Below are 23,013 nucleotides of genomic sequence, written 5' to 3'. Positions count from 1 at the left end.
GTGTATAAATTAAAGTATACGTTAGGTAGCGTAGTTAAATATGTATCACTGCTTCTAGGATTATTCGCAGCTTTAATTCCAATTGCGGTCGTATTCTTTGCCTCTTTTAAAACAAGTAGTGAATATAAGAGTTCAGGACCTTTAACACCGCCTGAAAATTGGACAAACTTCGAAAATTACACAAGGGCATTTGTTGAAGGAAATATGATGGTGGGGTTTGTAAATACAACGATAATTTTACTTGTTTCGATTGTAGGTGCAACGTTAACAGGTTCAATGATCGCATTTGTATTAAATCGTTTTAAATTCAGAGGTAGCAATCTATTAATGGGTGCCTTTTTACTTGCTACACTTATTCCAGCTGTTACAACGCAAGTTGCAACCTTCCAAATAATTGAGGGGCTTGGGTTGTTTAATACAAGAGGAGCGGCAATTATTTTGTACATGAGTACAGATATTATTGCAGTTTATATTTTCTTGCAGTTTATGGATTCGATTTCAGTTTCATTAGATGAATCAGCAATGCTTGATGGTGCGTCATATGTAACGATTTTCAGAAAAATTATTTTACCTTTACTTAAGCCGGCTATTGTTACGGTTATCATCGTTAAAGGTGTAAATGTATATAACGATTTTTATACACCGTTTCTCTATATGCCGAAAAAGGAGCTTCATGTTATTTCAACCGCGCTGTTTACGTTTAAAGGACCTTATGGATCACAGTGGGAGGTTATCTGTGCTGGGATTATGATTGCGATTATCCCGACGTTGATTGCTTTCATCTCACTTCAGAAACATATATACAACGGAATGGCAGGTTCAGTTAAGTAATTATTCATCGAATGGTCCTGTCTGGGATAGTGTTGGAAAGTCATATTTTTGAGACGTTATTTTTGTAATGGGAAACCGTAAGGGACTGAATTTTAGTTTTGATGTCAGCCCTTATTTTGTAAGGAGGAGCCGTTTTTGGAATTCATCAAAGGTTTTACGTATGGTTGGATGAGTAGAAAAGGAGATTTTAAGAAGCCTGAAGCGAAGGAGTCTATGAGGCTCTTAAAAGAACGAACAAATACAGATTATGCAATTATTTCATTAGCAGCTTTACAGGATGGTGCCCATACAACAGTAGTTGATTATACTGGGGAACACATGGTTTCAGATGAAGAATTAGTAGACATGATTGAATATGCTCAGTCGCTTGGCCTGAAGGTGATCTTAAAACCTACAGTGAATTGTAAGGATGGTACATGGAGAGCGCATATTAATTTCTTTGACCTAGATGTTCCTTGTGAACCTAAGTGGAAAGATTGGTTTAAGAGCTATACGGAATATCAAATGCATTATGCTGCAATTGCTCAGAAAACAAATTGTGACATGATCATTGTTGGTTGTGAAATGGTACAAACAGAACGTAAAGACAAAGAGTGGCGTGCTTTAGTAGATGAAGTGCGTACGGTTTATAATGGGGCTATTACGTATAATACTGATAAATACCAAGAAGGAAATGTGAAATGGTGGGATGCGTTAGATGTGATCTCGTCCAGTGGTTATTATCCAATAAATGATTGGGATAATCAGTTAGATCGTATCGAAAAGATTATTAAACCATTTAATAAACCGTTTTTCTTTGCGGAAGCTGGTTGTCCAAGTCGTTCGAATTCGCCGTATGTTCCGAATGATTGGGGTCTCGAAGGTGAGACGGACCTGAAAGCGCAAGAGGATTATTATAAAGTAATGTTCGAAAAAACAAAGGATAGAGACTGGGTACAGGGTTTTGGTCTGTGGGACTGGAAAGCTCTGCTTCATATGGAAGAAAACGCGGCAAATAATGATGATTATGCTGTTTATGGAAAACCAGCAGAGAAGGTAATTAAGGCTTTTTATGCAACTAAATAATGATGAAGGTGAACGATCCTTAAGGTAGCAAACTCTTGTTTAGGGGGCTACCTTTTTTGTCGAATATTTTAGGATGAAAATATGTTTGTTATGTCTTTACTATAATTGAATATTAGTATAAAGTTAGTTTTATAATAACAAATAAAATAACTAAAATAACAAGAGGGGTAAATGTACTTGATTTGTAATAATATAGGTTGAATTAATATATTGCTTAACTAGTGGAAGTTTAAATGATTCTATAGATATCTATATTTATCTAAAACTACTCAAAAAAACTAACAAAAATAACAGATTAGAAGGGTGAGAAGAATGAAGAAAATAGATTTAAATGGATCTTGGAAAATGAAGTGTACGAATGAAACTGAATGGTTAGATGCAATCGTTCCAGGTTCTGTTATGAATGACTTGTTAAGGCAGGGGAAAATTGATGATCCTTTTTATCGTGATAATGAAGACCATGCTTATGAAATAGCTGCAAAGGATTATGAATTTACTCGTGAATTTTCAGTTGATGAAGAACTACTTAGTCATAGCCAGGTTGCGATTCGATTTGATGGTCTTGATACACTTTCAAAAATAATGGTTAATGGACAATTAGTTGCAAAAACAAACAATATGCATCGTACCTATGAATTTGATATTAAGGCTTATTTAGTGAAAGGAACAAATCATTTACAAGTAACTCTCCTCTCACCAATTCAGTATATAACTGAAAAGCAGAAAGAAACGAAATTATGGGGAGTAACCGATGCCGTTGAAGGGTATCCACATATACGAAAAGGCCATAGTATGTTCGGTTGGGACTGGGGTCCTCGAATTCCTGATTTAGGAATTTGGCGTACTGTTTCTCTGCTAGCTTGGAATGATAGTCGCATTGAAGATGTGTATGTTAGTCAGGATCACCATGAAAATGAGGTCGGTGTAAATGTACGTGTGAAAGTAAAGGATGTACAGAAAGAAATCGTAAACCTTGAGGTGAAGCTTACAAGTCCAACGGGTGAAATAAATTCAACAAAAATCACGGCTATGAAATCGGAAGAAACAATTACGATTGATGTAGCAAATCCACAATTATGGTGGCCAAATGGATATGGAGAACAGCCATTATATAAGGTAGAAGTCCTTGTTTCAAATGAGGAGGGCTTGTTAGATGAAAAAGCATTAACCATTGGACTGCGTACGATAAAAGTAAAACATGAACCTGATCAATGGGGAAAATCATTCGAATTTGAAGTAAATGGTCTCTCAATTTTTGCGATGGGCGCGAACTACATTCCAGAAGATAATTTGTTAGCGAGAAATTCATCAGAAAGAACCGAACGATTAATCAATGATTGTGTGGAAGCTAACTTTAATATGATTCGTGTCTGGGGTGGTGGAATTTATCCTGAGGATTATTTCTTTGATTTATGTGACGAAAAAGGGCTAATCGTTTGGCAGGACTTTATGTTTGCTTGTAGTATGTACGAATTAAATGATGAGTTTAGAGAAACCGTTGAACAAGAAGTAATCGACAATATGAAGCGGATTCGTCACCATGCAAGTCTTGGAATTTGGTGTGGAAATAATGAAGTTGAAGAAGCCTGGGTATATTGGGGAGATATGCCTAATGATGATTACAAACATAAAGCAGACTATATCAAGCTTTTCGAATTTATTATTCCTGAGCTTGCTAAGGAACTTGACCCTCAGACCTTTTACTGGTCATCATCCCCATCATCTGGTGGAGGATTTAATGAACCGCGTAATCCAAATGAAGGTGATATGCATTATTGGGAAGTATGGCATGGATTAAAACCATTCTCAGAATATGAGAAGTTCCATTTCCGCTTCTGTTCGGAATTTGGTTTTCAATCATTCCCATCAATGAAAACGATTGAAACCTTTACAGAGCCTGAAGACCGCAATATTTTTTCATATGTCATGGAAAAGCACCAGAAGAATGGAGCTGCGAATGGGAAAATTCTCTTTTACCTTTCTGAAAACTTCCTTTATCCAAAAGACTTTGATTCTTTACTATATGCCTCCCAGCTATTGCAGGCAGAAGCAATTAAATATGGGGTAGAACATTGGAGAAGAAATCGCGGTCGTTGTATGGGGTCACTTTACTGGCAGTTAAATGACTGTTGGCCGGTTGCTTCTTGGTCTAGTATTGATTATTACGGTCGCTGGAAAGCGTTGCATTATTTCACGAAGAAGTTTTATTCGCCAGTTTTGTTATCACTTAGAGAAGATGGAACAGATGTAGAAATCCATGTGACAAACGATTCTTTAGCAAATGTAAATGCGCGAATTGAATGGAAATTACGTAAAAATACGTCAGAAGTTCTTCAAGAAGGAACAGTGACTGCAACTATTGAAAGTCTTACGGCTAATCAATGTGAGAAATTATCATTTGGTGAATTTTTGACTTTTGATGCAATGAGAAATACGTACCTTGAGTGCATATTGTATGTAAATGGTGAACAAACAACTGTAACAACCCTGTTGTTTACGAAGCCGAAGCATTTTACTTTCCTAAATCCAGAACTATCAGTTGACGTGACAGAAACAGATGAAACATTTGAAATTGTTGTATCCTCGATAGCTTTTGCAAAATACATTGAACTTGAATTAGTCGCAGCAGATTGCAAGTTTAGTGACAATTACTTTGACCTTTCGGCAGGAGTTAATAGAACGATTGTCGTTCAAAAAGAAAGTTTGAGTGAAGATCTAAGTCTAGGTGCATTTAAGCAACAGTTATCACTTCGCAGTGTTTTTGATATTGCATAGAAATTACTGAATGACTCTCATATCCCTTCGTCATTTTGATAATAATAGGCCGGGTAATTCTACTCTTGAACATTAGTGATAGAAGACACTGTCTGTAGCGGAAATCAACAACCGAGTTTAACAGAGTCTTAAAAATAAATACATGAAATATGATCAAATACGTTGGTGGAGTGAGATAAAAGCATGGCAAAAAAAGTTACGATGCAGCAAATTGCCGATTACTTAGGTGTATCAAAGTTTGTTGTTTCTAGAGCACTGTCTGGAAAAGAAGGGGTCAACCCTTCGACAAGAGAAAAAGTGTTCCAAGCTGCCTCAAAGCTTGGATACTTCGCTCAAAGGAATATGAAAATTGAAGATATACATGATCAACAACAAAATGAGCAGCAAACGATCGATACTACTGTGACAAATAACAAAAGTGTGTTAGTGCTTATGCCAAATATCCGCTTCCAAAACAAAGAATCACGTTATTGGGGGCGGATATTAGATGGCATTGGAGAAATAGTAGAAACAATCGGAGCTGGCATGGTTGTTCTTACAGAAAATAACGTAGAAAGCCTTGGGAATGTTTTGAATCCAAGGGGCTTTTTAGGTGTGATTAGTATAGGGGTTGTCTCTACTGCGTTATTACTCGAGGTCCATCGCTTACATATACCATTAATTATGGTGGACTATGAGGATGCATTAATTCCGTGTGATTCGGTTTTTAATAACAGCTTTGATTGTAGCTTGAATTTAACAAATCATTTAGTAGGACTTGGTCATCAACACATTCAATTTGTTGGAAACATTGAATACTCCCGTAGTTTCTATGATCGCTGGCTTGGATACAGAAGTGCGATGGAGAGGAATAAGCTGACTTTAAAAGGGGATACCATTGTCTATTCCGAGGGTGCTGATCGAGTGCGCGATGAAATTAAACAATGGTTAAAAAAACAAACAAAACAAACTATGCCTACTGCATTTGTTTGCTGTAATGATAATGTGGCGAAAAGAATGATTACAGAGCTAGAAGAAATAGGTTATCACGTACCAAATAAAGTCTCAGTTGTAGGTTTTGATAACATGGAATTTTCTTATTCGATGACACCAACAATTACAACTGTTGATGTTGCAAAAAAAGATTTGGGAAAACGAGCAGTTGAAATGCTAATGAGAAGAATGAGAGAAAAACATTTACCTTTTGAGAAGGTGCTACTGGCTGGAACAATTTTGCTTCGTGAATCAACAGCTAGACTAAATAAAGTGTAAATGCCGAAAAATTAATAATTTTGGCTATCGGGTTTGGGATATGGATATGAATAATTCAGCATACGCAGAAATCGCCGAGTATTTCCGTAATTTTGATCCACATCATGAACGAGAAGAAGAGATCTTCACAAAGCTAGGTTACATTGATATTCAACATTTTGCTGAACGAATTAAAGCAAAAACATTATGGATAACAGGGATGATTGACATGATATGTCCGCCTTCCTCACAATTTGCTGCATACAATAAAATTACGGCAGAAAAAAACTGCTTCTATATCATGAATTTGGCCATGAGTTCCTGCCCCATTTATCTGATAAAGTATTGCAGAGATTTTTAACTTTATAGTCGGATCCCATCAACAGATGGAATGCGAATATTGATAATAGAGGAGAAAAAACAATGAAAGAGATTTTCGTGAAAGGGATGACATATGGCTGGAACACATCTCGTGGAGCTTATCGTACCCCTAAAGCAGTTGAATCACTAGAAAAATTAAGGGAAACAGGCAGTGAGTGGATTGCATTGTCCTTTTTTACGTATCAAGATACATATTCATCTACCGAGATCGCATTTGATTATGGATTTACAATGACAGATCGCGATATTGAATTTGCGGTAAATAAAGCGAAGGAACTTGGTATAAAGGTTTGCTTAAAGCCTGTTGTGAATTCAAGAGATGGATTATGGCGAGCGCGAATTGGATTTCCAGAGGATGCAACAGAGTATTGGGATAAATGGTTCAGATCTTATGAGAATTTCCTCCTTCACTATGCTGAGCTTGCAGAAGAGCTTGGCTGTGAGATGTTCTGTGTTGGTTGTGAAATGATTGGAACTGAGTCAAGAACAGAACAATGGGAGCAAGTGATTGCAAAGGTAAGAGGGGTTTATAACGGACCGATTATTTATAATGCGAACCACGGGAAAGAAGAAGGAGTAGCATGGTTTGACAAGGTCGATATCATCGGGACAAGTGCTTACTATCCAGTAGCTGAAGGACCTGGAGATAGTGAAGAAAATATGATGAAAAACTGGGAAAAAGTGAAAGTGAAATTAGTGAAGCTTCACGAAAGGTTTAACAAGCCAATTGTCTTCATGGAAATTGGTTGTCGAAGTGCTGAAGGTTGTGCGACGATGCCTTGGGATTTTGAACATACAGAGCTTCCGTATAGTGAAGATGAACAAGCAAACTTTTATAGTTCGGTTATGAAAGTATTTTGGGACGAGCCTTGGTTTGGTGGCTTTTTCTGGTGGGACTGGAGTACAAAACTTTATCCATTAGCAGAAGCTAAGTCAAATACTTACTTTGACATTTATGGTAAAAAGGCTGAAAACGTTTTAAAGGAATGGTATCGAAAAGATGTTCAAGCAAAGAAATAGTATGTGGGAGGTTATGAAGTGGTAGAGAAAAAGGTTTTACTGATCGGTGATAGTATAACTGAGTGGGGAAGACATGAGGACCATGAAAACTTAGGCTCAGGTTATGTAAGACTTATTCATGATTATTTTGTTACAACGTATCCAAACCAAGCCTATCAATTTCTAAACAGAGGTGTTGGTGGCGATCGCATTACCGATTTAGCTGAAAGATGGCAAAAGGACGTCATTGACTTAAAACCAGATTATATTTCAATTTCTATCGGAATAAATGATGTATGGAGACAATTAGATCATCCTGACATGGAGCAAATACCAACGGAACAATTTCAACAGCTATATACCGATTTATTAACGCAAATAAGAGAAAAAACAAATGCAAAAATCATCCTGATGGAGCCGACGATTATTGAAGAAGATGTAAAAGCTAAAGGAAACCAACTATTATTTGACTACGTTGAGATTGTTCATAAAGTAGCAAAAGATTTTCAGGCAACAGTTGTTCCAACACATAAAGCATTTATTAACTATTTACAATCTGGTAACGACTACAAATTAACAACAGATGGTGTTCATATGAATCCAGCAGGAAATATGCTAATGGCGAGAACTTGGATAAAAGCGGTTGAAGATCAGTTGAAATGAAGGTTTTATCTGGTACAATGATGAACCTGTAGCTGGATATTGAAATAGAAAATTTACGACCTCCTGACACTATATTTAGGGAGGTTTTTTTATGGTGGGGTTTAAAAATTGGTTCAATCGGCTTGGAAAGCGTGGTGGGAAAATGGAGTTGGTTCAATAAATGAGCAAAGAGGTTCAATAGAGAGAGAAAGTGGTTAAATAGTAAATGAGCGTGGTTCGAAAAAAAGAAAACCTGGTTCAATCTACTAGGAATGCGTGGTGGGAAAATGGAGTTGGTTCAATAAATGAGAAAAGAGGTTCAATAGATAAACAAATTGGTTAAATAGTAAATGAGCGTGGTTCGAAAAAAAGAAAACCTGGTTCAATCCACTAGGAAAGCGTGGTGGGAAAAAATGAAGTTAATTCATTAACCTGATTCAATTCACTAAAAACGTATGAAAAGGTAGAAATTTCAGTCTGGTTTCATCAGTAAAGCAAACTGAAATGGTCTACTTTTTTAATAAAATACATTTTAAAATGATTAAAATAGTTGCAGGATAACTATCAATTATAGCGAATATCATTTTTGATACGTAATCCAAAACATAAAGGAGTGAATATCCCCTGATTATTAAAGAACAAAAAAAGTCTTCTGAGCTATTAAAGTTAGAGGCGATAGTAAATAGACTCCGGAAATCGCACAGTAGCTATCCCATTTTAGAGAAAGATTATGCAAAAAAACTTGCAGGATATAAAGGAGAAAAGTCAATTGACTACTATTTAAGTTACATCAATGATAATTATCTTATTTTCAGTAATATTAGGCTAAAAGATAAGAATCATTTTTTTCAAATCGATACACTTATTGCTTCACCATTCTTTATTTGCAACCTCGAAGTGAAAAATATAGCGGGAACTTTATATTTTGATGAAGAATATGATCAGATGATACGAACGTTAGATGGGAAAGAGGAAGGCTTCCCAAGCCCCCTGATTCAAATACGGAGGCAGCAATCCCATCTAGAGAATTGGCTGGAAAATCATAAATTTCCACGAATCCCTTGTCAAAGTTTTGTTGTTATTAGTAGTCCTTCTACAATTATAAAAGCCCCAAAGTCACTCAAATCCCAAATCCTTCATAGCGCAAACATTCCTTACAAATTAGGAGTTCTAGAAAAGAAGTTTAAAGAACAGTTATTAACGAAACCTACTCTTAAAAAGTTATCTAAAACACTTATGGAAAAGCATACAGAAGAGGATGTTGACTTATTTGCCAAATATAATATTTCAAAGAATGACATTCTAACTGGAGTGCAATGTCCAGGCTGCGGCCAATTTCCTGCTAAAAGAACCCAAGGTTTTTGGCGATGTTCATTTTGTAAACATAAAGCGAAGGATGCTCACCTCAGAACTCTAGAAGAATACAAATATCTTTTTGGAAATAAAATATCAAATCAACAGCTCCGGTCATTTCTTCACATCTCATCACGTACTAGTGCAACAAAGTTTTTCAGTACATTAAATTATGTTCATGAAGGAAGAACAAAGGATAGAGTGTATTTTATACCTTAAAAACTTCATTCAACATTCAGCAACTCCTTCAAATCAGGAATACTCTTCTTATCAGCAAGAATATACAATATATCATCCTTTTTAATCGTTAAATCCTCACTGGGTGGCAAAAGGTCCTTGTTCCTAATAAGGGCATTCACCCATACCTTTTCAGGAAACGTAATATCCTTCACTTCCTTATTTAACAAACTGCATTTTTGACTAACAATGTATTCAATTAATTCTGCATTTACCTTGCTCAGTGAAATGACTTCAAGTAAATCAGGTGAAATATCCTTTTCTGGTTCAGTAAGTCCAAGCTTTTTTGCAACTAATGGAATAGTAGATCCTTGCACAAGGGCTGAAGTTAAGACAACGAAGAAAACAATATGAAAGATAATATGACTATTTTCCACGCCATCAATGAATGGAAAGGTTGCAAGTACAATTGGGACAGCTCCACGTAATCCTGCCCATGATATAAAAAGTAATTCCTTTGAAGAAAATGGAAAGTATGATAGTGCAGCATATACAGCTGCAGGGCGTGCGATCACAATAAGAATCACTGATAAAAGCAAAGCTCTCCAAATTAAATCCAAATCAAATAACTGAGAAGGGGAAACTAATAAACCGAGAATAATAAACATTAAAATTTGCATCATCCAAGCCAATCCTGAATGAAATCGCAAAATTGAGTTTCGATATGTAAGATCTTTATTGCCGATTACAAGTGCAGTTACATAAACAGCAAAAAGCCCGCTTGCGTTAAGCATAGAAGTGACACTATATGAAAGGATCGCGAATACTAAAGTAAAAACAGGGTATAACCCGTTAAAGTCTAAATTGATTTTATTAATTGATTTTGAGGCTAGCCAACCAAGTCCGTAACCAAGAAGAAGCCCGATGCTCATTTGCCAGAAAAATGATAAAATCAGCATGACGATATTAGCGTCATCAGAAGTCAGTAACTGGATTGTGGATATGGTTAAAAACATGGCCATAGGATCGTTTGTTCCTGATTCAGCTTCTAATACAGAAGTAAGTTTTTCTTTCACATTTTGTCCTGCTAAGATCGCAAATACTGCTGCTGCATCTGTTGAACCCACAATTGCTCCAATCAAAAAAGACTCGAGCCAGTCCATTTCAAAAATCACTTTTGCTCCTATAGCAGTAATTAAAGTCGTAATTAGGACACCAATTGTTGCTAATGATAGAGATGGGGCAGCGACCTTCTTAACAGAACTCCATCTCGTTTTTAGTCCTCCTTCAAATAGGATTATGACTAACGCTATAATCCCAATAATTTGGGCAATTTTCACATCGCTAAAATAGATAATGTTTAATCCATCACTACCCATAACCATTCCTAACCCGATAAACAACACAAGAGCAGGAACGCCGATTTTAGTAGAGAATTTTGTTGTAATAACTCCTAATAATAAAAGCAGTGACAGGAGTAAAATTAGATAATCTGTTTCGAAATGTTCCAGCATTTTGGCCTCCTAAGGTTAAATGAAAATGGGAGTTTTTAAAAACAATACCCTTGATTAAAATGTATCAAACAAGTTACATATGATGGAATTAATCATGTGGTTATATACAAGTAATAATTAATTTATAAAAATGGCTCTGTTAAATCTCATTGTTGATTTTGGCACTTTGTTGATTGGAACGGATACGGTAAGGCTCCCGTACCGCCCGCGGAAAGCGAACACCAAAGCGTAAATCAACAACCAAGTTTAACGGAGCTATAAAAATATAAATGACCCCATATCTTTTTTTGCCACCTTATTCGTTATATAACTGAGAGTGTTTAAAGGAGTGAATGGAATGCAAAGTAATGTAATGAAAGAATTAAAACTCAGGGCACGTGTAAAGATCGAAGACTATATTCCAGCGCTGGTTGCATATTGCCGATTTCTAACAAATAGTAGCTGGGATGGTGAGGATATCGCCCAAGAAACGGTGATGAAGGCAATTGAAGCGTACGGTCAAAAGACTGAATTGATCTCACCTGCTTTGCTTAAAAGAATTGCTTATAATCATTGGATTGATACTGTTCGTAAGAGAAAAAAGGAGACGCTTGAATCCGATATAACATATAACGAGGCAAAGTATGAACGTACAGTTGAAGATGCCTTTGACATCGTGCAGTATTTAGTCAAACATTTCACTCCAAAGCAAGCAGTGATTCTCTTTCTGAAAGAGGCTTTTTGCTATCGGTCCTCTGAAATTGCTAATATTCTTGGAACAACTGAAATGGCGGTCAAGTCGATTCTTCATCGCTTGAGAAAGCGGATTGAAAATAATGGGGGGAACGGCTTGACGCTAATCTGGGAAAAAGAAGAAGAACAATTGCTTTCAGAACTTTTCTACGAAGCTCTAACACTGCAGGACCCAACAGCACTAATTCGTAACATCCCGACATTTCACTCTTTAATGAAGGAAGCTGTTGCTCCTGTACCTTCAAAAACACTCTCTCCTTCAAGTGGACTTTGCATGGCTGCTTAATTTGAAACAATGATAAGGAGGGTTTTACAATGACAACAATTCCATATGTTATTGACCAATCAAATCGAGGGGAACGTTCATATGATATTTATTCGAGACTTTTAAAGGACCGGATTATCATGCTTGGAGATGAGATTAATGATCAGGTAGCTAATAGTATTGTTGCACAAATGTTATTTTTAGCTGCCGACGATCCAGAAAAGGATATTTCATTATATATCAATAGTCCAGGTGGCTCTACATCTGCAGGGTTTGCAATTTTCGATACGATGCAATATATAAAACCTGATATAAGAACAATTTGTACAGGAATGGCAGCTTCATTCGGTGCTACCTTGCTTTTAGCAGGTACAAAAGGTAAACGCTATGCTTTGCCAAATAGTGAAATCATGATACACCAGCCTTTAGGTGGAGCAAAAGGGCAAGCGACAGATATCGAAATTACAGCAAGGCGTATACTAAAGCTGAAAGAACATGTGAACAATTTGTATGCAGATATCACCGGCCAGCCAATTGAAAAGATAAGAATTGATACAGAACGGGATTATTTTATGAGTGCAAAAGAAGCAGTGGAGTATGGGATAATTGATGCGGTTCTCAATCCAACTAAATAAAGGTAATAGAGGCGATTCCATCTTATTTGGAATCGTCTTTTTTTATTATTACAACTCCAGCCTCTTAGATATAAGGATACTAAAAACAAACATCCTGTCTTCCTAGTTTTGCACTTTGGCCCGTGAGTACTGGTTTTACGATGCTAGAACTAGTAAAAACTAGGGTATTTGCCCCTTTTATTTACATGACTAATAGGTCCTAGAAATAGATTTTGATATATGTTAGAGTATAGTTTGTGGGTTTTATAGTAGAAAAAAAGGGTCTTTTGTTATATTTGAAATATAATTGTAATATTAACAACATGATTTTGTCACTTTTTGATGATATACTACTTATTGTGGCTAAATAAGTAAAAAGTATGATAATTTTTTAATGTATTGAAGATAAATAGATATATAGAATTAGTATTCATACATATAAGATTTGAAAGTAGGGGAAGAGAAATGTCGAAAAAGAAACTACTAGTCATGAGTTTAGCAGTCATGATTGGATTAGGCAGTTCATTTGCTATTCCTTCAGCTAAAGCTGAAACAGCGGAGAGCTTATCTGAAATTCAGCAACAGCGCACACAAGTTCAAGAGAAAATTGAAAACGCTGAGCAAGAGCTAAATGATGTTCAGAAAGAACTTGCTAAGTTAAATGAGCAAATTGAACGTGTTGATCAGGCGATTGCAGATAACAACACTAAAATGGAACAAACGAAAAAAGACATAACTGTTGCTAATGAAGAAATTAGCAAAATGCAAAATGAAATCGCAGTTTTAGAAGAGACAATTAAAAATAGAACAGAAATATTAAAACAACGTGCTATTGCATATCAACATAGTGGTGGAAATGTTGACTATTTTGACGTATTAGTTGGTTCTTCTAGTTTCAGTGATTTTGTTAACCGTGCGATTGCAGTCGGGAAAATTGCAGAAGCAGACAGTGATCTTATAAAGCAGCATGAGGAAGACCAAGCTACCTTAAAGGAAACACAAGCTGCAAAGGTAAAAAGACTTGCAGAACTAACAGAGATGAAAACAGAATTAGAAGGTATGCAAGCTCTTGTTCTTGAGCAAAAGGAACAAAATGATCAATTAAAAGAACAGCTTAAGAGTGAAGAATCAGCAACATTAGCTGCTAAAGCTAGCATGCAACAGCAAGATAGTAATCTTGCATTACAAGAGTCTAGTGTCCAACAAAGCTTAGCTCAAGCAGAAACCTCAGCATCAACATCTGTAGAGTTAACAAGTGGAACTAATGGAGAAAGCTCTAATTCAAAAGCAAACTCAAACTCTAATTCAACATCAAGCTCAAAAAAATCTACAAGCAGCAATAAAACTGTTGCTTCAACACCTGTAAATCCAAATGGTACTGTTAACGACTTGATTCGCGCAGGTTATAAATATATTGGTAACTCTGTCTATGTATTTGGTGGCGGTAGATCTTCTTCCGATATAGCAAATGGAAGATTTGACTGTTCAGGTTTTGTAAATTGGGCCTTTTCAACAGTTGGAGTTAGCTTAGGTGGTAATACGGATTCATTAAAGCACGCAGGAACTCAAGTTTCAAGAAGTAATATGCAACCTGGAGATCTTGTTTTCTTTAATACTTATAAAACAGATGGCCATGTTGGTATTTATGTTGGCGGTGGTAAATTCATCGGTTCTCAAAGTTCAACTGGTGTAGCAATCGCTAATATGAGTAGTGGTTATTGGGCAGAGAAATTTAATGGACGTGTTGTGCGCGTAAATTTATAAGTTTTGATTAGAGCTGGCATAAATGAGTCAGCTCTTTTTTGTCTTAATTTTTTAATTCCCATTTAAATAGCTTGCTAAACATAGAATATAAATATTTCGCGCATGTAATTTTAATTAGATCAGGATGGAGGTAAGATTAGGCATTATTGTCTACTCCTAAAGAGAATGATAGCAAGGTTACTATGTCTTTAATCTAAAGTGGTGCTTGCAAAAGAACCAATATTATTATAAAATTTAAATCGTAATTATTACTGTTTGTGATGTTGCCACAAGATATTTAATTACGACCAATTACACATAATTAAGGATAGCAGTTGTGCGTAATAAATAGGTAGGAAAAATACAGACTTTAAATCGTAATAATAACGATCTAGAAAGAAGGGTTCAAATGAGAAAAAAGAAAATACCAGTAACAGTCTTAAGTGGTTATTTAGGATCTGGAAAAACAACTTTATTAAATCATATTTTAGCTAACAGAGAAAATAAGCGAGTTGCAGTAATTGTAAATGATATGAGCGAGGTAAATATTGATGCCTCATTAATTAAACAGGGTGGTTTTTCTCAGACAGAGGAAAAGCTAGTCGAGCTACAAAATGGTTGTATTTGTTGTACATTGCGCGAAGATTTAATTTTTGAAGTTGAGAAGCTTGTAAAGCAAGGAGATATTGACAATCTTGTCATTGAATCAACAGGTATTTCAGAGCCTGTTCCAGTAGCACAAACATTTACATATGTGGATGAAGAGCTCGGGATCAATCTATCAGAGCTATGTAAATTAGATGCAATGATTACGGTAGTAGATGCAAACCGCTTTTGGTACGATTTTGCTTCTGGAGAGACACTTTTGGATCGAAAGCTAGCAACTGATGAAACAGATACGAGGGAAGTCGTTGATCTGTTAATCGATCAAATAGAATTTGCAAATATAATTGTTTTGAATAAAACAGATTTAGTCCATAGGGAAGATATTGACGAATTAAAGAGAGTTATTAAAAAATTAAATCCTGAGGCGAAAGTGGTAGAAAGTGTGTTTTCTAAGGTCGACATTAACGAAATATTAAATACCCACCTGTTTAATTTTGAGAAAGCAAGTCAAGCTGCCGGATGGATACAAGAGCTTATGACAGAACATACGCCAGAAACAGAAGAGTTCGGCATTTCTTCATTCGTATACAAGCGTAAACGACCATTCCACCCTGAAAGATTGATGGCTTGGCTTGAGGATTGGCCAGTTGATGTTGTCCGTGCCAAAGGATTCTTTTGGTTAGCCTCTCGAAATGATATGACTGGATTACTTTCTCAGGCAGGACCCTCTATTATTATACAGGGAGCAGGAGCGTGGATCGCAACTTATTCTCAGCAGGAACAACAACAAGTTCTAATAGAGGAACCTGAACTATTAGAAAAGTGGGATGATAAATATGGTGATCGTATGACAGAGCTCGTTATGATTGGTATTGATATGAATCGTGTTGAAGTTGAGGAATCACTAGATCATTGCTTATTAACGGATGAAGAAATGAATCAAGATTGGTCAACGTTTATTGACCCAATACCTTCATTTACCGTTGCTATTTAGATTCGTAAGAAAATCAAACTAAATTTTTTATTAGGAGGAAATAAAATGAGAATAAATATAATATTAGCGTGTACTGAAACCGGGGATCGAAATTATATAACAACAAAAAATAAACGAAATAATCCAGATAGAATTGAAAGAATGAAGTACTGCCCACGATTAAAAAAACATACATTGCATCGAGAAACAAAATAATTAGTCAGGAAAGGTACTCCAGGGGTTTGGTCCTGGGAGTGCCTTTTTTAAATTGAGAAAGAGACGAATATTGACACCCTTTTTATACTAGACTATTATTAAGTAATCTTAAATGTAACTAAATACGATAAAAATAGGTTGATAGATCTAGTAAGTCTATCATGAAAAGGGAAGACCGGTGAACAATCCGGCGCGGTCCCGCCACTGTAAATGGGAGCTCTTTGCATTATGCCACTGTTCATAATGGGAAGGTTGTAAAAGAGTGTTGATCATGAGCCAGGAGACCTGCCTGTTTTTTTAATCACCAAAACTTACGAGGATAGGGATGGTGTTTGAGCACAGGTATACATATGTACTTTACTGTTTTTTTACCCTGTGACAAGCACACATCTCTGTATAGTGATGTGTTTTTTTATTTTTTAGGTACACAGAATCCTACTTTGGATAAGCGCGCAAGGTATCGTAACTCTCGTGCTTTTATTCTTATAGAAAGAAAAACATAATTAGGGGGCTTTTTACTTTGAACAAACGAAATTTGTCAAAACGAGGTATAGCTTTATTTTCTATTACCTTATTAGTTCTTTTTCAAGTTTTATCATTTTTCCCTCAGCAGGTTGATGCAGCAGTATTAACAAATGGTGCAACAATTTCAGCAGTAGATAAAGATGGAAATAAGATATTGCCTTTGACTGCAGTGGAGATTGAAGAAGGTGAAACAGCTTTTGATTTATTAAAAGAAGTTACAGAGGAACAGGACGTTATTCTAGACTATGGTGAGGATCCTAATTTTGGAGCATTTATCAATAGTATTGGGTCTGTTATTCCAGAAGGTGATCATTATTGGGGCTTTATGATTAATGGTGAAGGAGCACAGGTTGGAGCATCAAGTTATGTTGTAGAAAAGGGAGATAGCCTACTTTTTAAAGTGATTAGTTATCCAGCCGAAACAGTTGATATAACAGTTTCTGCGGTCGACAAAAATAAAAATGTAGTATTCAGAGAAACGGTATCAGTTGTGAATGGATCAAGTGCATACGATGCTTTAAAACTAGCTGGTAAAACGGCAGAAGTTAGTGTAGATACATCCATTGATTCTGAATTTTTTGCCTATGTAAATAACATCGGCAAGGTTGAATTAGGTGACTATGATTACTGGAGCACATACTTAAATGACGAATACATGCAAGAAGGGATTACTTCTACTATTGTTAAAAATGGGGACCATTTAAAGCTTGTTGTAGAATCATGGGGACCTCCACCGGATGAAACTGGTGAAGATGAGCAACCTGTAACAGATGGTGAAACACCAGAAGATGATACTGGGACAGAAGAACCAAAACCAGATCAAACTCCAGTCACGCTAGAACAAGTAAGAACTGCTGTTCAATCAACGAAACAATATTTATCAAAGAAAGCTATAAATGACGATTTTACTGCAATAGCTCTTGAAGTTGTTGGAGGAGATGTACCTCAAGAATATATTGATAGATTAAAAGAGGATATCATAGAAAAAGAAGGCATTTATCGAAATGTAACAGATTATGAGCGGTTTGTAATTGGATTAACGGCAGCTGGAATTGATCCTACGAACTTCGCAGGATACAATCTAGTTGAAAAAATTCACTCGAATGAGCGGATGATAAAACAAGGTAATAATGGTGTAATCTATGCACTGCTAGCATATGATAGTGGAAACTATGAAATACCAAGTGATGCAAAATGGACAAGAGAAAAACTTGTAAACTATTTACTTGATCAACAGCTTAATAAGGGCGGCTGGTCCCTATTTGGTACATCTCCTAGTGTGGACATTACTGGAATGGCGCTTGCAGCATTAGCACCATACAAAGAACAGGAGAATGTACAAGCTGCTATCAATAAAGCAGTCGAATGGTTCTCTAGTGTCCAAGATAGCAATGGTGGGTTTAGTGATGATACAAATGGTGGTGACGCTAGTGAAACAACTGCACAGGTCATCATTGGTTTAGCATCTGTTGGTGTGGATCCAACCGATGAGAGATTCACCAAGCAAGCAGGAGACCTGGTTGTTGCGAGCCTTGATTCAGGAGCTTCAACAGGCGTTAATCTTATTCAGCATCTTCTTACATTTAAGCAGTCAGACGGTGGTTTTGCTCATCTAAGCGGTGGTGATACTAACACGATGGCGAGTACTCAAGCTCTGTTAGCGTTAACTGCATATGATTATCTCTTAACAGATAAAGGTTCGATTTATCGATTTAGTAAACCAAAAGTAGTCGTAGATTCTGATGAAATCGTTGATAATGAAGTAACGCCAACACCAGAAAAAACAGCTGAAATTGAGGAATCGTTGAACGAAGTAAAACAACCAGAAACAAAATCAGAAGCTACTACAGTAGTAAATAAAAAGGAAAGTGCTCAAGAAATAGTAAAAGGGCAACCTCTTCCAAACACAGCTACCCCACTATTTAATTTATTAGCAGCGGGTGGTACTTTACTAGTGATTGGTTCGACAGTTCTTGTTTATTCAAATAGACGTCAAACAAATAAAGTCTAAAGCGCAAAAAAATGCCCTCTCCAAATTGGAGGGGCGTTTTCCTGTTGTTTAGGAAACTATAAAATTCTTGTACTGTGGATAAGCGCTTGGCATCCAGCTCCAGCGCCCAGCGACTAGTGGACTTCCCTCACCTCTGTACGATAAGTCAACATCGAATCGCTATCGCTCTTCGTGTTTCCTTTATCTACTACGGCTCAGTCCAGTCCATACGTCGCTAAACGGGCGCTTGCGCTTTTGGTGTAGCATTCTTAGAATTAAATTAATAAATGATTGGAGGTACTTATAATGCGGATGTATAAAGTGATAATTATTGCTATTTTATCAGTTATTTTAATTTTATCAGGTTGTGAAAAAGATGAAGTGGTACCAATTGCTGAAGAAAAAACAACAAATGTAGAGCAAACTACTTCAGAAGCTCAGGTTGAGCAAAAGGAAGAAACCACAACTATAGAGGTACAAGCGGAACAATCAAAACAAGAACAACAGGAATCTACTGAGAGCACATCAACCACAAATGATTCGAGTGATGATTCAGATACAGTAGTAACAACGAAAGAGGAACCAAAGGAACCGACCAAGGAATCAACAGCTCAAAAGTCAACAACAGAATCTTCAACCAATCAAACAATTACAACGGAAAAAGAAGAAACAGTAACAAATAAGACGTCAATTACTACACAAAAAACGCAAACAATAGCTGAGAAAAAAATCACAACAAATGAACAAAGTTCTAATCAAACAGAGACAGAAAAAGAAAAAGAACAAACAGCTACACCACCAAAAAAGGAAGCACCAAAACAAACTGTTACCATTTCAATTGTGGGAGATCAACAAAAAGGGACAATTCTTTCATCAACAAAGGTAGAAATGGAAGAAGGGAATACGGTTTTGGATATTACAACAAAAATTCTTAAACAAAAAGGTATTCCTATCAGTGTTACTGGTGGCGGATCAGGGGCGTATGTAGAGGGAATCGCCAACCTATTTGAATTTGATCACGGGCCTTTAAGTGGTTGGACAGTCAAACGTAATGGCGCCAAATTAGACAGAAGTTCTGGTGCTGTTCAAGTGAAAAGTGGTGACTCTATTCAGTGGATCTACACTTCAGATTATGAAGAGGATGGTAAATAATGACGAGAGGAATCCATTCTTTTCATCCATTCGTTAGTTTAATTTATTATGTTGGAGCGACTGCACTGGTCATGCTTTATAAGCATCCGGTGTTTTTACTTGTTGGAGCAATTTTGCTCATTTTATTTAATTTTCGGTTAGATAAAGGGAAGACCTTAAAAAGTTGGATGATTATGCTAACTTTCCTTGCTTTGTTTTTCTTGATCATTAATCCCCTAGTCAACCACCGCGGTACACATATTTTATTTTACTTGTACAGTAACCCTATTATGCTGGAAGCGATCATTCAAGGTGTGATCTCGGCATTATCAATTTTTACGATTATGATCTTATTCACTTCTTATAATCTTGTTATTACAGCTGATAAATTTTTATTCTTATTTTCGAGATGGCTGCCTCAATGGGCGTTATTAGCAATGCTTTCGATGAGATTTGTCCCTCTTTTAAGAAGAAGGTTAAGGGAAATTGAAACAGTCCAAAAAGGAAAGGGACTCTCTGTAACTGAGGGAAAACTAAGAACTAGAGCTAAAAATGGAATTTTACTTGTACAAATTTTATTAACCTGGTCTCTTGAGGAGGCTATTCAAACAGCTGACTCAATGGCAGCACGGGGATATGGGGTTAAGAAAAGAAGCAAATACACACCATATAAAATGGTTTTAAGGGATTGGCTAGCCATTATTTATCTGCTAATTGTTGCTGCAATTGCTGTTGTAGGTTGGTGGTTAGGTGATGGAGTTTTAAGTGTTTATCCAGTATTAGAAACAATGTATATCCAAGGTAGAGAGTGGTTTTACTTGAGCATATTTATGGTGTTTATTGGTTCACCACTTATTATAGAGGCAAAGGAGGTTGTACTATGGCATTCTTGGAAGCGAAGCATATAAGCTTTACATATCCTGAAGAAAAGCAATGTGTGCTTAAGGATGTTTCTTTTACAATCGAACAAGGTGAGTTTATTGTGCTTTGTGGCCCTTCTGGAAGTGGGAAATCAACGCTTTTAAGGTTAATGAAACGTGAAATTGCTCCACATGGGAAAAGAGTAGGTGAATTCTTCCTCAACAAGGAGTCGCTATCCACTGCACCACTTGAGCAAATGGCAAAAGAAGTGGGAATGGTTTTTCAGGATCCTGAAAATCAAATTGTTATGGATAAAGTGTTAGAAGAGCTTATATTTGGTATGGAAAATATGGGTGCGACGACTGAAGAAATGAGAAAACGTGTTGCAGAAATCGTTCACTTTTTTGGTTTAGAAGGATTACTTAATCGGAAGACACATGAGCTTTCTGGAGGACAAAAGCAGTTAGTGAATTTAGCTTCTGTGCTATTACTAGAGCCTAAATTGTTGTTGCTCGACGAACCGACGGCACAATTGGACCCGGTGGCAGCTAGAGAATTTATTAGTATGCTGAAGACGATGAATGAAGAATTTGGCATTACTGTCATTATTGCAGAGCATCGATTAGAGGAGCTATTTGCGATAGCAGATCGGACAATTGTCTTGGATAAGGGTGAGATTATTGCTTTTGATATTCCTAAACGGGTTATTCATACTCTTAGTCAAGATCTAAATCATGCTATGTACAATTATTTACCTAGTGCTGCACGATTATATATTGAACACACTTCAAACATCATTAGTGAGGCAATCCCATTATCGGTTAAAGAAGGCAAGCATTGGTTGAAGCAGCATCGGATTGAAGGAATCAATACAGATGAACGAAATGATCATGATAATAAGGAGCTTTTAAAGTTAAGACAGATTGATTTCCAATACTCGAAAGAGACTGACAAGATATTGAATAATTTGTCATTAACTATTAATGAAGGGGAATGGCTTTCAATAGTGGGTGCGAATGGAACTGGAAAATCAACGTTATTAAAGATCATGGCAGGACTTGAAAAGGCGCAACGTGGTTCAGTTATATATAAGGGAAAAAAGGTAAAGAAACAGCTTCCTGAAGAAATTGGTTATCTCCCACAAAATCCAAAGTTGTTTTTTATCCAAGATACAATTGAAGCTGAACTAAAAGAAATCATAAACTTTCGTCAAATTGATTCCGGTGATGAGAGAATCAAAGAACTTTTATCTATTTTTCAAATGAGGGACTTAAGAAATCGACACCCATATGATTTGAGTGGCGGGGAATTACAAAAAGCGGCACTTGCTGGTGTTTTGCTTCCGCAGCCTAAGCTTCTTTTAGTTGATGAACCAACAAAGGGGCTTGATCCCGAAGCAAAACAACGATTTGGAGATCTGTTACAATCGTTACAAAAGCAGGGGCTTACAATTGTTATGGTTACCCATGACATTGAATTTGCTGCAAAGTATGCAACACGATGTGCGATGATGTTTCAAGGTTCGATCACGATTGAAGCCCCTTCGAAGAGTTTTTTTCAAGGGAATGCATTTTATACTACAGTTATTAATCGTATTACAAGAGGAAGCGATGTTCCAGATGTTTTAACAGTAGAGGAGGCTCGGAGATCTTGGCGCGTTCACGAGTAATCCTTTTATCAATAGTTGTCATAGTTAGTGTTATTTTAGTAGCCACACCACTAATTGCTAACCAACATTTTTTACTAGTAAGTTTGTTGTTTATGACATTGACCTTTGTCCCTTTTATCATTCGCTTTGAGAGGAGAAAGGTTGCTGGTCGGGAGCTAGTTATTCTTGCAGTTTTAGCAGCGATTGCAGCAGTTAGCCGTGTCCCTTTTGCATCGATTCCAAGTGTCCAGCCGACAACCTTTGTCATTATTGTTACAGGTATCGCTTTTGGAGCGGAAAGTGGCTTTGTTGTAGGAGCGCTTGCTGCACTAGTTTCAAATCTATTTTTAGGTCAGGGACCATGGACTCCTTGGCAAATGTATGCATGGGGAATGATTGGGCTGGTTGCCGGTTTTTTACGAAATACTTGGTTGATAAAGAAGTCATTTGGTAGGATAATATTTGGGTTTTTCAGCGGGATATTATTCGGCTGGGTAATGAATTTATGGTACTTTGTAAGTTTAGGTGATCAAGTTAAATTTGCGGAGATTATCGCTTATTATGGGGCGAGCATGTATTTTGACTTAGCACACGCGTTATCTAATGTATTTTTCTTAATCGTTTTTGCAAACAGCTGGATTAAAATTTTACAGCGTTTTAGAAAAAAATATGGGTTATTGGATGGATAAAGTGTTAGCTCACTAGGTAGGGCTAACACTTTTTTGATGGAACTAATTACCGT

18 protein-coding genes, 1 pseudogene and 1 riboswitch are annotated in these 23,013 nt (G+C 36.6%); of the genes and pseudogenes, 18 read left to right on the top strand and 1 reads right to left on the bottom strand.

Translation table 11 applies throughout. The features are described from left to right. From HUW50_RS05265 to HUW50_RS05230, 8 genes and pseudogenes are all read left to right on the top strand, one after another. A complete protein-coding gene (locus tag HUW50_RS05265; RefSeq protein ID WP_066329741.1) occupies positions 1 to 831 on the top strand; it encodes a carbohydrate ABC transporter permease in 831 nt (276 codons plus the stop codon). 135 nt (positions 832 to 966) lie between these two features. Continuing rightward, entirely contained in the window at positions 967 to 1,896 is a 930-nt protein-coding gene (locus tag HUW50_RS05260) for a glycoside hydrolase family 113 (RefSeq protein WP_066329743.1), read from the top strand. A 312-nt stretch (positions 1,897 to 2,208) separates the two neighbouring features. Further along, positions 2,209 to 4,671, top strand: coding sequence for a beta-mannosidase (locus tag HUW50_RS05255; protein WP_066329746.1), 2,463 nt, complete (start codon positions 2,209 to 2,211; stop codon positions 4,669 to 4,671). A gap of 183 nt (positions 4,672 to 4,854) precedes the next feature. After that, the gene (locus HUW50_RS05250; RefSeq protein ID WP_066329750.1) at positions 4,855 to 5,922 is read left to right on the top strand and encodes a LacI family DNA-binding transcriptional regulator; all 1,068 of its coding nucleotides are present in this window, start codon (positions 4,855 to 4,857) and stop codon (positions 5,920 to 5,922) included. 28 nt (positions 5,923 to 5,950) lie between these two features. Then, positions 5,951 to 6,270 (top strand): annotated as a pseudogene (locus HUW50_RS05245) (acetylxylan esterase); the annotation flags it as partial. A 54-nt stretch (positions 6,271 to 6,324) separates the two neighbouring features. Beyond that, positions 6,325 to 7,302: a glycoside hydrolase family 113 gene (locus HUW50_RS05240; protein WP_185653747.1), complete on the top strand. Its 978-nt coding sequence runs from the start codon at positions 6,325 to 6,327 to the stop codon at positions 7,300 to 7,302. 18 nt (positions 7,303 to 7,320) lie between these two features. After that, on the top strand, positions 7,321 to 7,944 hold the full coding sequence (locus HUW50_RS05235; RefSeq protein WP_083964534.1) for an SGNH/GDSL hydrolase family protein: 624 nt from the start codon (positions 7,321 to 7,323) through the stop codon (positions 7,942 to 7,944). Between the two features lie 603 nt (positions 7,945 to 8,547). Beyond that, a complete protein-coding gene (locus HUW50_RS05230) occupies positions 8,548 to 9,495 on the top strand; it encodes a nuclease-related domain-containing protein (RefSeq protein ID WP_066329758.1) in 948 nt (315 codons plus the stop codon). Positions 9,496 to 9,500: 5 nt separating this feature from the next. On the opposite strand, the gene HUW50_RS05225 is transcribed toward HUW50_RS05230, so the two are convergent. Beyond that, positions 9,501 to 10,967: a potassium/proton antiporter gene (locus HUW50_RS05225; RefSeq protein ID WP_157094339.1), complete on the bottom strand. Its 1,467-nt coding sequence runs from the start codon at positions 10,965 to 10,967 to the stop codon at positions 9,501 to 9,503. A 337-nt stretch (positions 10,968 to 11,304) separates the two neighbouring features. Between HUW50_RS05225 and HUW50_RS05220 the strand changes: the two genes are divergently transcribed. The 10 genes from HUW50_RS05220 to HUW50_RS05175 all read left to right on the top strand — a co-directional run bounded on the left by HUW50_RS05220 (position 11,305) and on the right by HUW50_RS05175 (position 22,960). Further along, the gene (locus HUW50_RS05220) at positions 11,305 to 11,985 is read left to right on the top strand and encodes a sigma-70 family RNA polymerase sigma factor (RefSeq protein ID WP_066329760.1); all 681 of its coding nucleotides are present in this window, start codon (positions 11,305 to 11,307) and stop codon (positions 11,983 to 11,985) included. 29 nt (positions 11,986 to 12,014) lie between these two features. Beyond that, positions 12,015 to 12,599 carry an ATP-dependent Clp endopeptidase proteolytic subunit ClpP gene (clpP, locus tag HUW50_RS05215; protein ID WP_066329765.1) on the top strand — a complete coding sequence of 195 codons (585 nt, stop codon included), beginning with the start codon at positions 12,015 to 12,017 and terminating at the stop codon, positions 12,597 to 12,599. Between the two features lie 444 nt (positions 12,600 to 13,043). Further along, positions 13,044 to 14,342 carry a C40 family peptidase gene (locus tag HUW50_RS05210; protein ID WP_066329767.1) on the top strand — a complete coding sequence of 433 codons (1,299 nt, stop codon included), beginning with the start codon at positions 13,044 to 13,046 and terminating at the stop codon, positions 14,340 to 14,342. A 388-nt stretch (positions 14,343 to 14,730) separates the two neighbouring features. Further along, positions 14,731 to 15,921, top strand: coding sequence for a GTP-binding protein (locus HUW50_RS05205; protein ID WP_066329769.1), 1,191 nt, complete (start codon positions 14,731 to 14,733; stop codon positions 15,919 to 15,921). 45 nt (positions 15,922 to 15,966) lie between these two features. Beyond that, the gene (gene rpmG / locus HUW50_RS05200; protein ID WP_066329771.1) at positions 15,967 to 16,116 is read left to right on the top strand and encodes a 50S ribosomal protein L33; all 150 of its coding nucleotides are present in this window, start codon (positions 15,967 to 15,969) and stop codon (positions 16,114 to 16,116) included. Between the two features lie 118 nt (positions 16,117 to 16,234). Beyond that, a riboswitch (cobalamin riboswitch) is annotated at positions 16,235 to 16,423 on the top strand. Positions 16,424 to 16,636: 213 nt separating this feature from the next. Further along, positions 16,637 to 18,652 carry a DUF4430 domain-containing protein gene (locus HUW50_RS05195; protein WP_066329772.1) on the top strand — a complete coding sequence of 672 codons (2,016 nt, stop codon included), beginning with the start codon at positions 16,637 to 16,639 and terminating at the stop codon, positions 18,650 to 18,652. Between the two features lie 285 nt (positions 18,653 to 18,937). Further along, entirely contained in the window at positions 18,938 to 19,783 is an 846-nt protein-coding gene (locus HUW50_RS05190) for a DUF4430 domain-containing protein (RefSeq protein WP_066329774.1), read from the top strand. Next, positions 19,783 to 20,670 carry an energy-coupling factor transporter transmembrane component T gene (locus HUW50_RS05185; RefSeq protein WP_066329775.1) on the top strand — a complete coding sequence of 296 codons (888 nt, stop codon included), beginning with the start codon at positions 19,783 to 19,785 and terminating at the stop codon, positions 20,668 to 20,670. The genes HUW50_RS05190 and HUW50_RS05185 overlap by 1 nt, the downstream gene beginning before the upstream one ends. After that, the gene (locus tag HUW50_RS05180; protein WP_185653746.1) at positions 20,643 to 22,292 is read left to right on the top strand and encodes an ABC transporter ATP-binding protein; all 1,650 of its coding nucleotides are present in this window, start codon (positions 20,643 to 20,645) and stop codon (positions 22,290 to 22,292) included. Before HUW50_RS05185 ends, HUW50_RS05180 begins: the two co-directional genes overlap by 28 nt. Continuing rightward, on the top strand, positions 22,271 to 22,960 hold the full coding sequence (locus HUW50_RS05175; RefSeq protein WP_396652619.1) for an ECF transporter S component: 690 nt from the start codon (positions 22,271 to 22,273) through the stop codon (positions 22,958 to 22,960). The genes HUW50_RS05180 and HUW50_RS05175 overlap by 22 nt, the downstream gene beginning before the upstream one ends. Positions 22,961 to 23,013: the final 53 nt, after the last annotated feature.

The organism is Metabacillus sp. KUDC1714 (genome assembly GCF_014217835.1).
GTDB classification, from domain to species: domain Bacteria; phylum Bacillota; class Bacilli; order Bacillales; family Bacillaceae; genus Metabacillus; species Metabacillus rhizosphaerae.
This window is presented reverse-complemented; position numbering and strand designations above follow the sequence as displayed.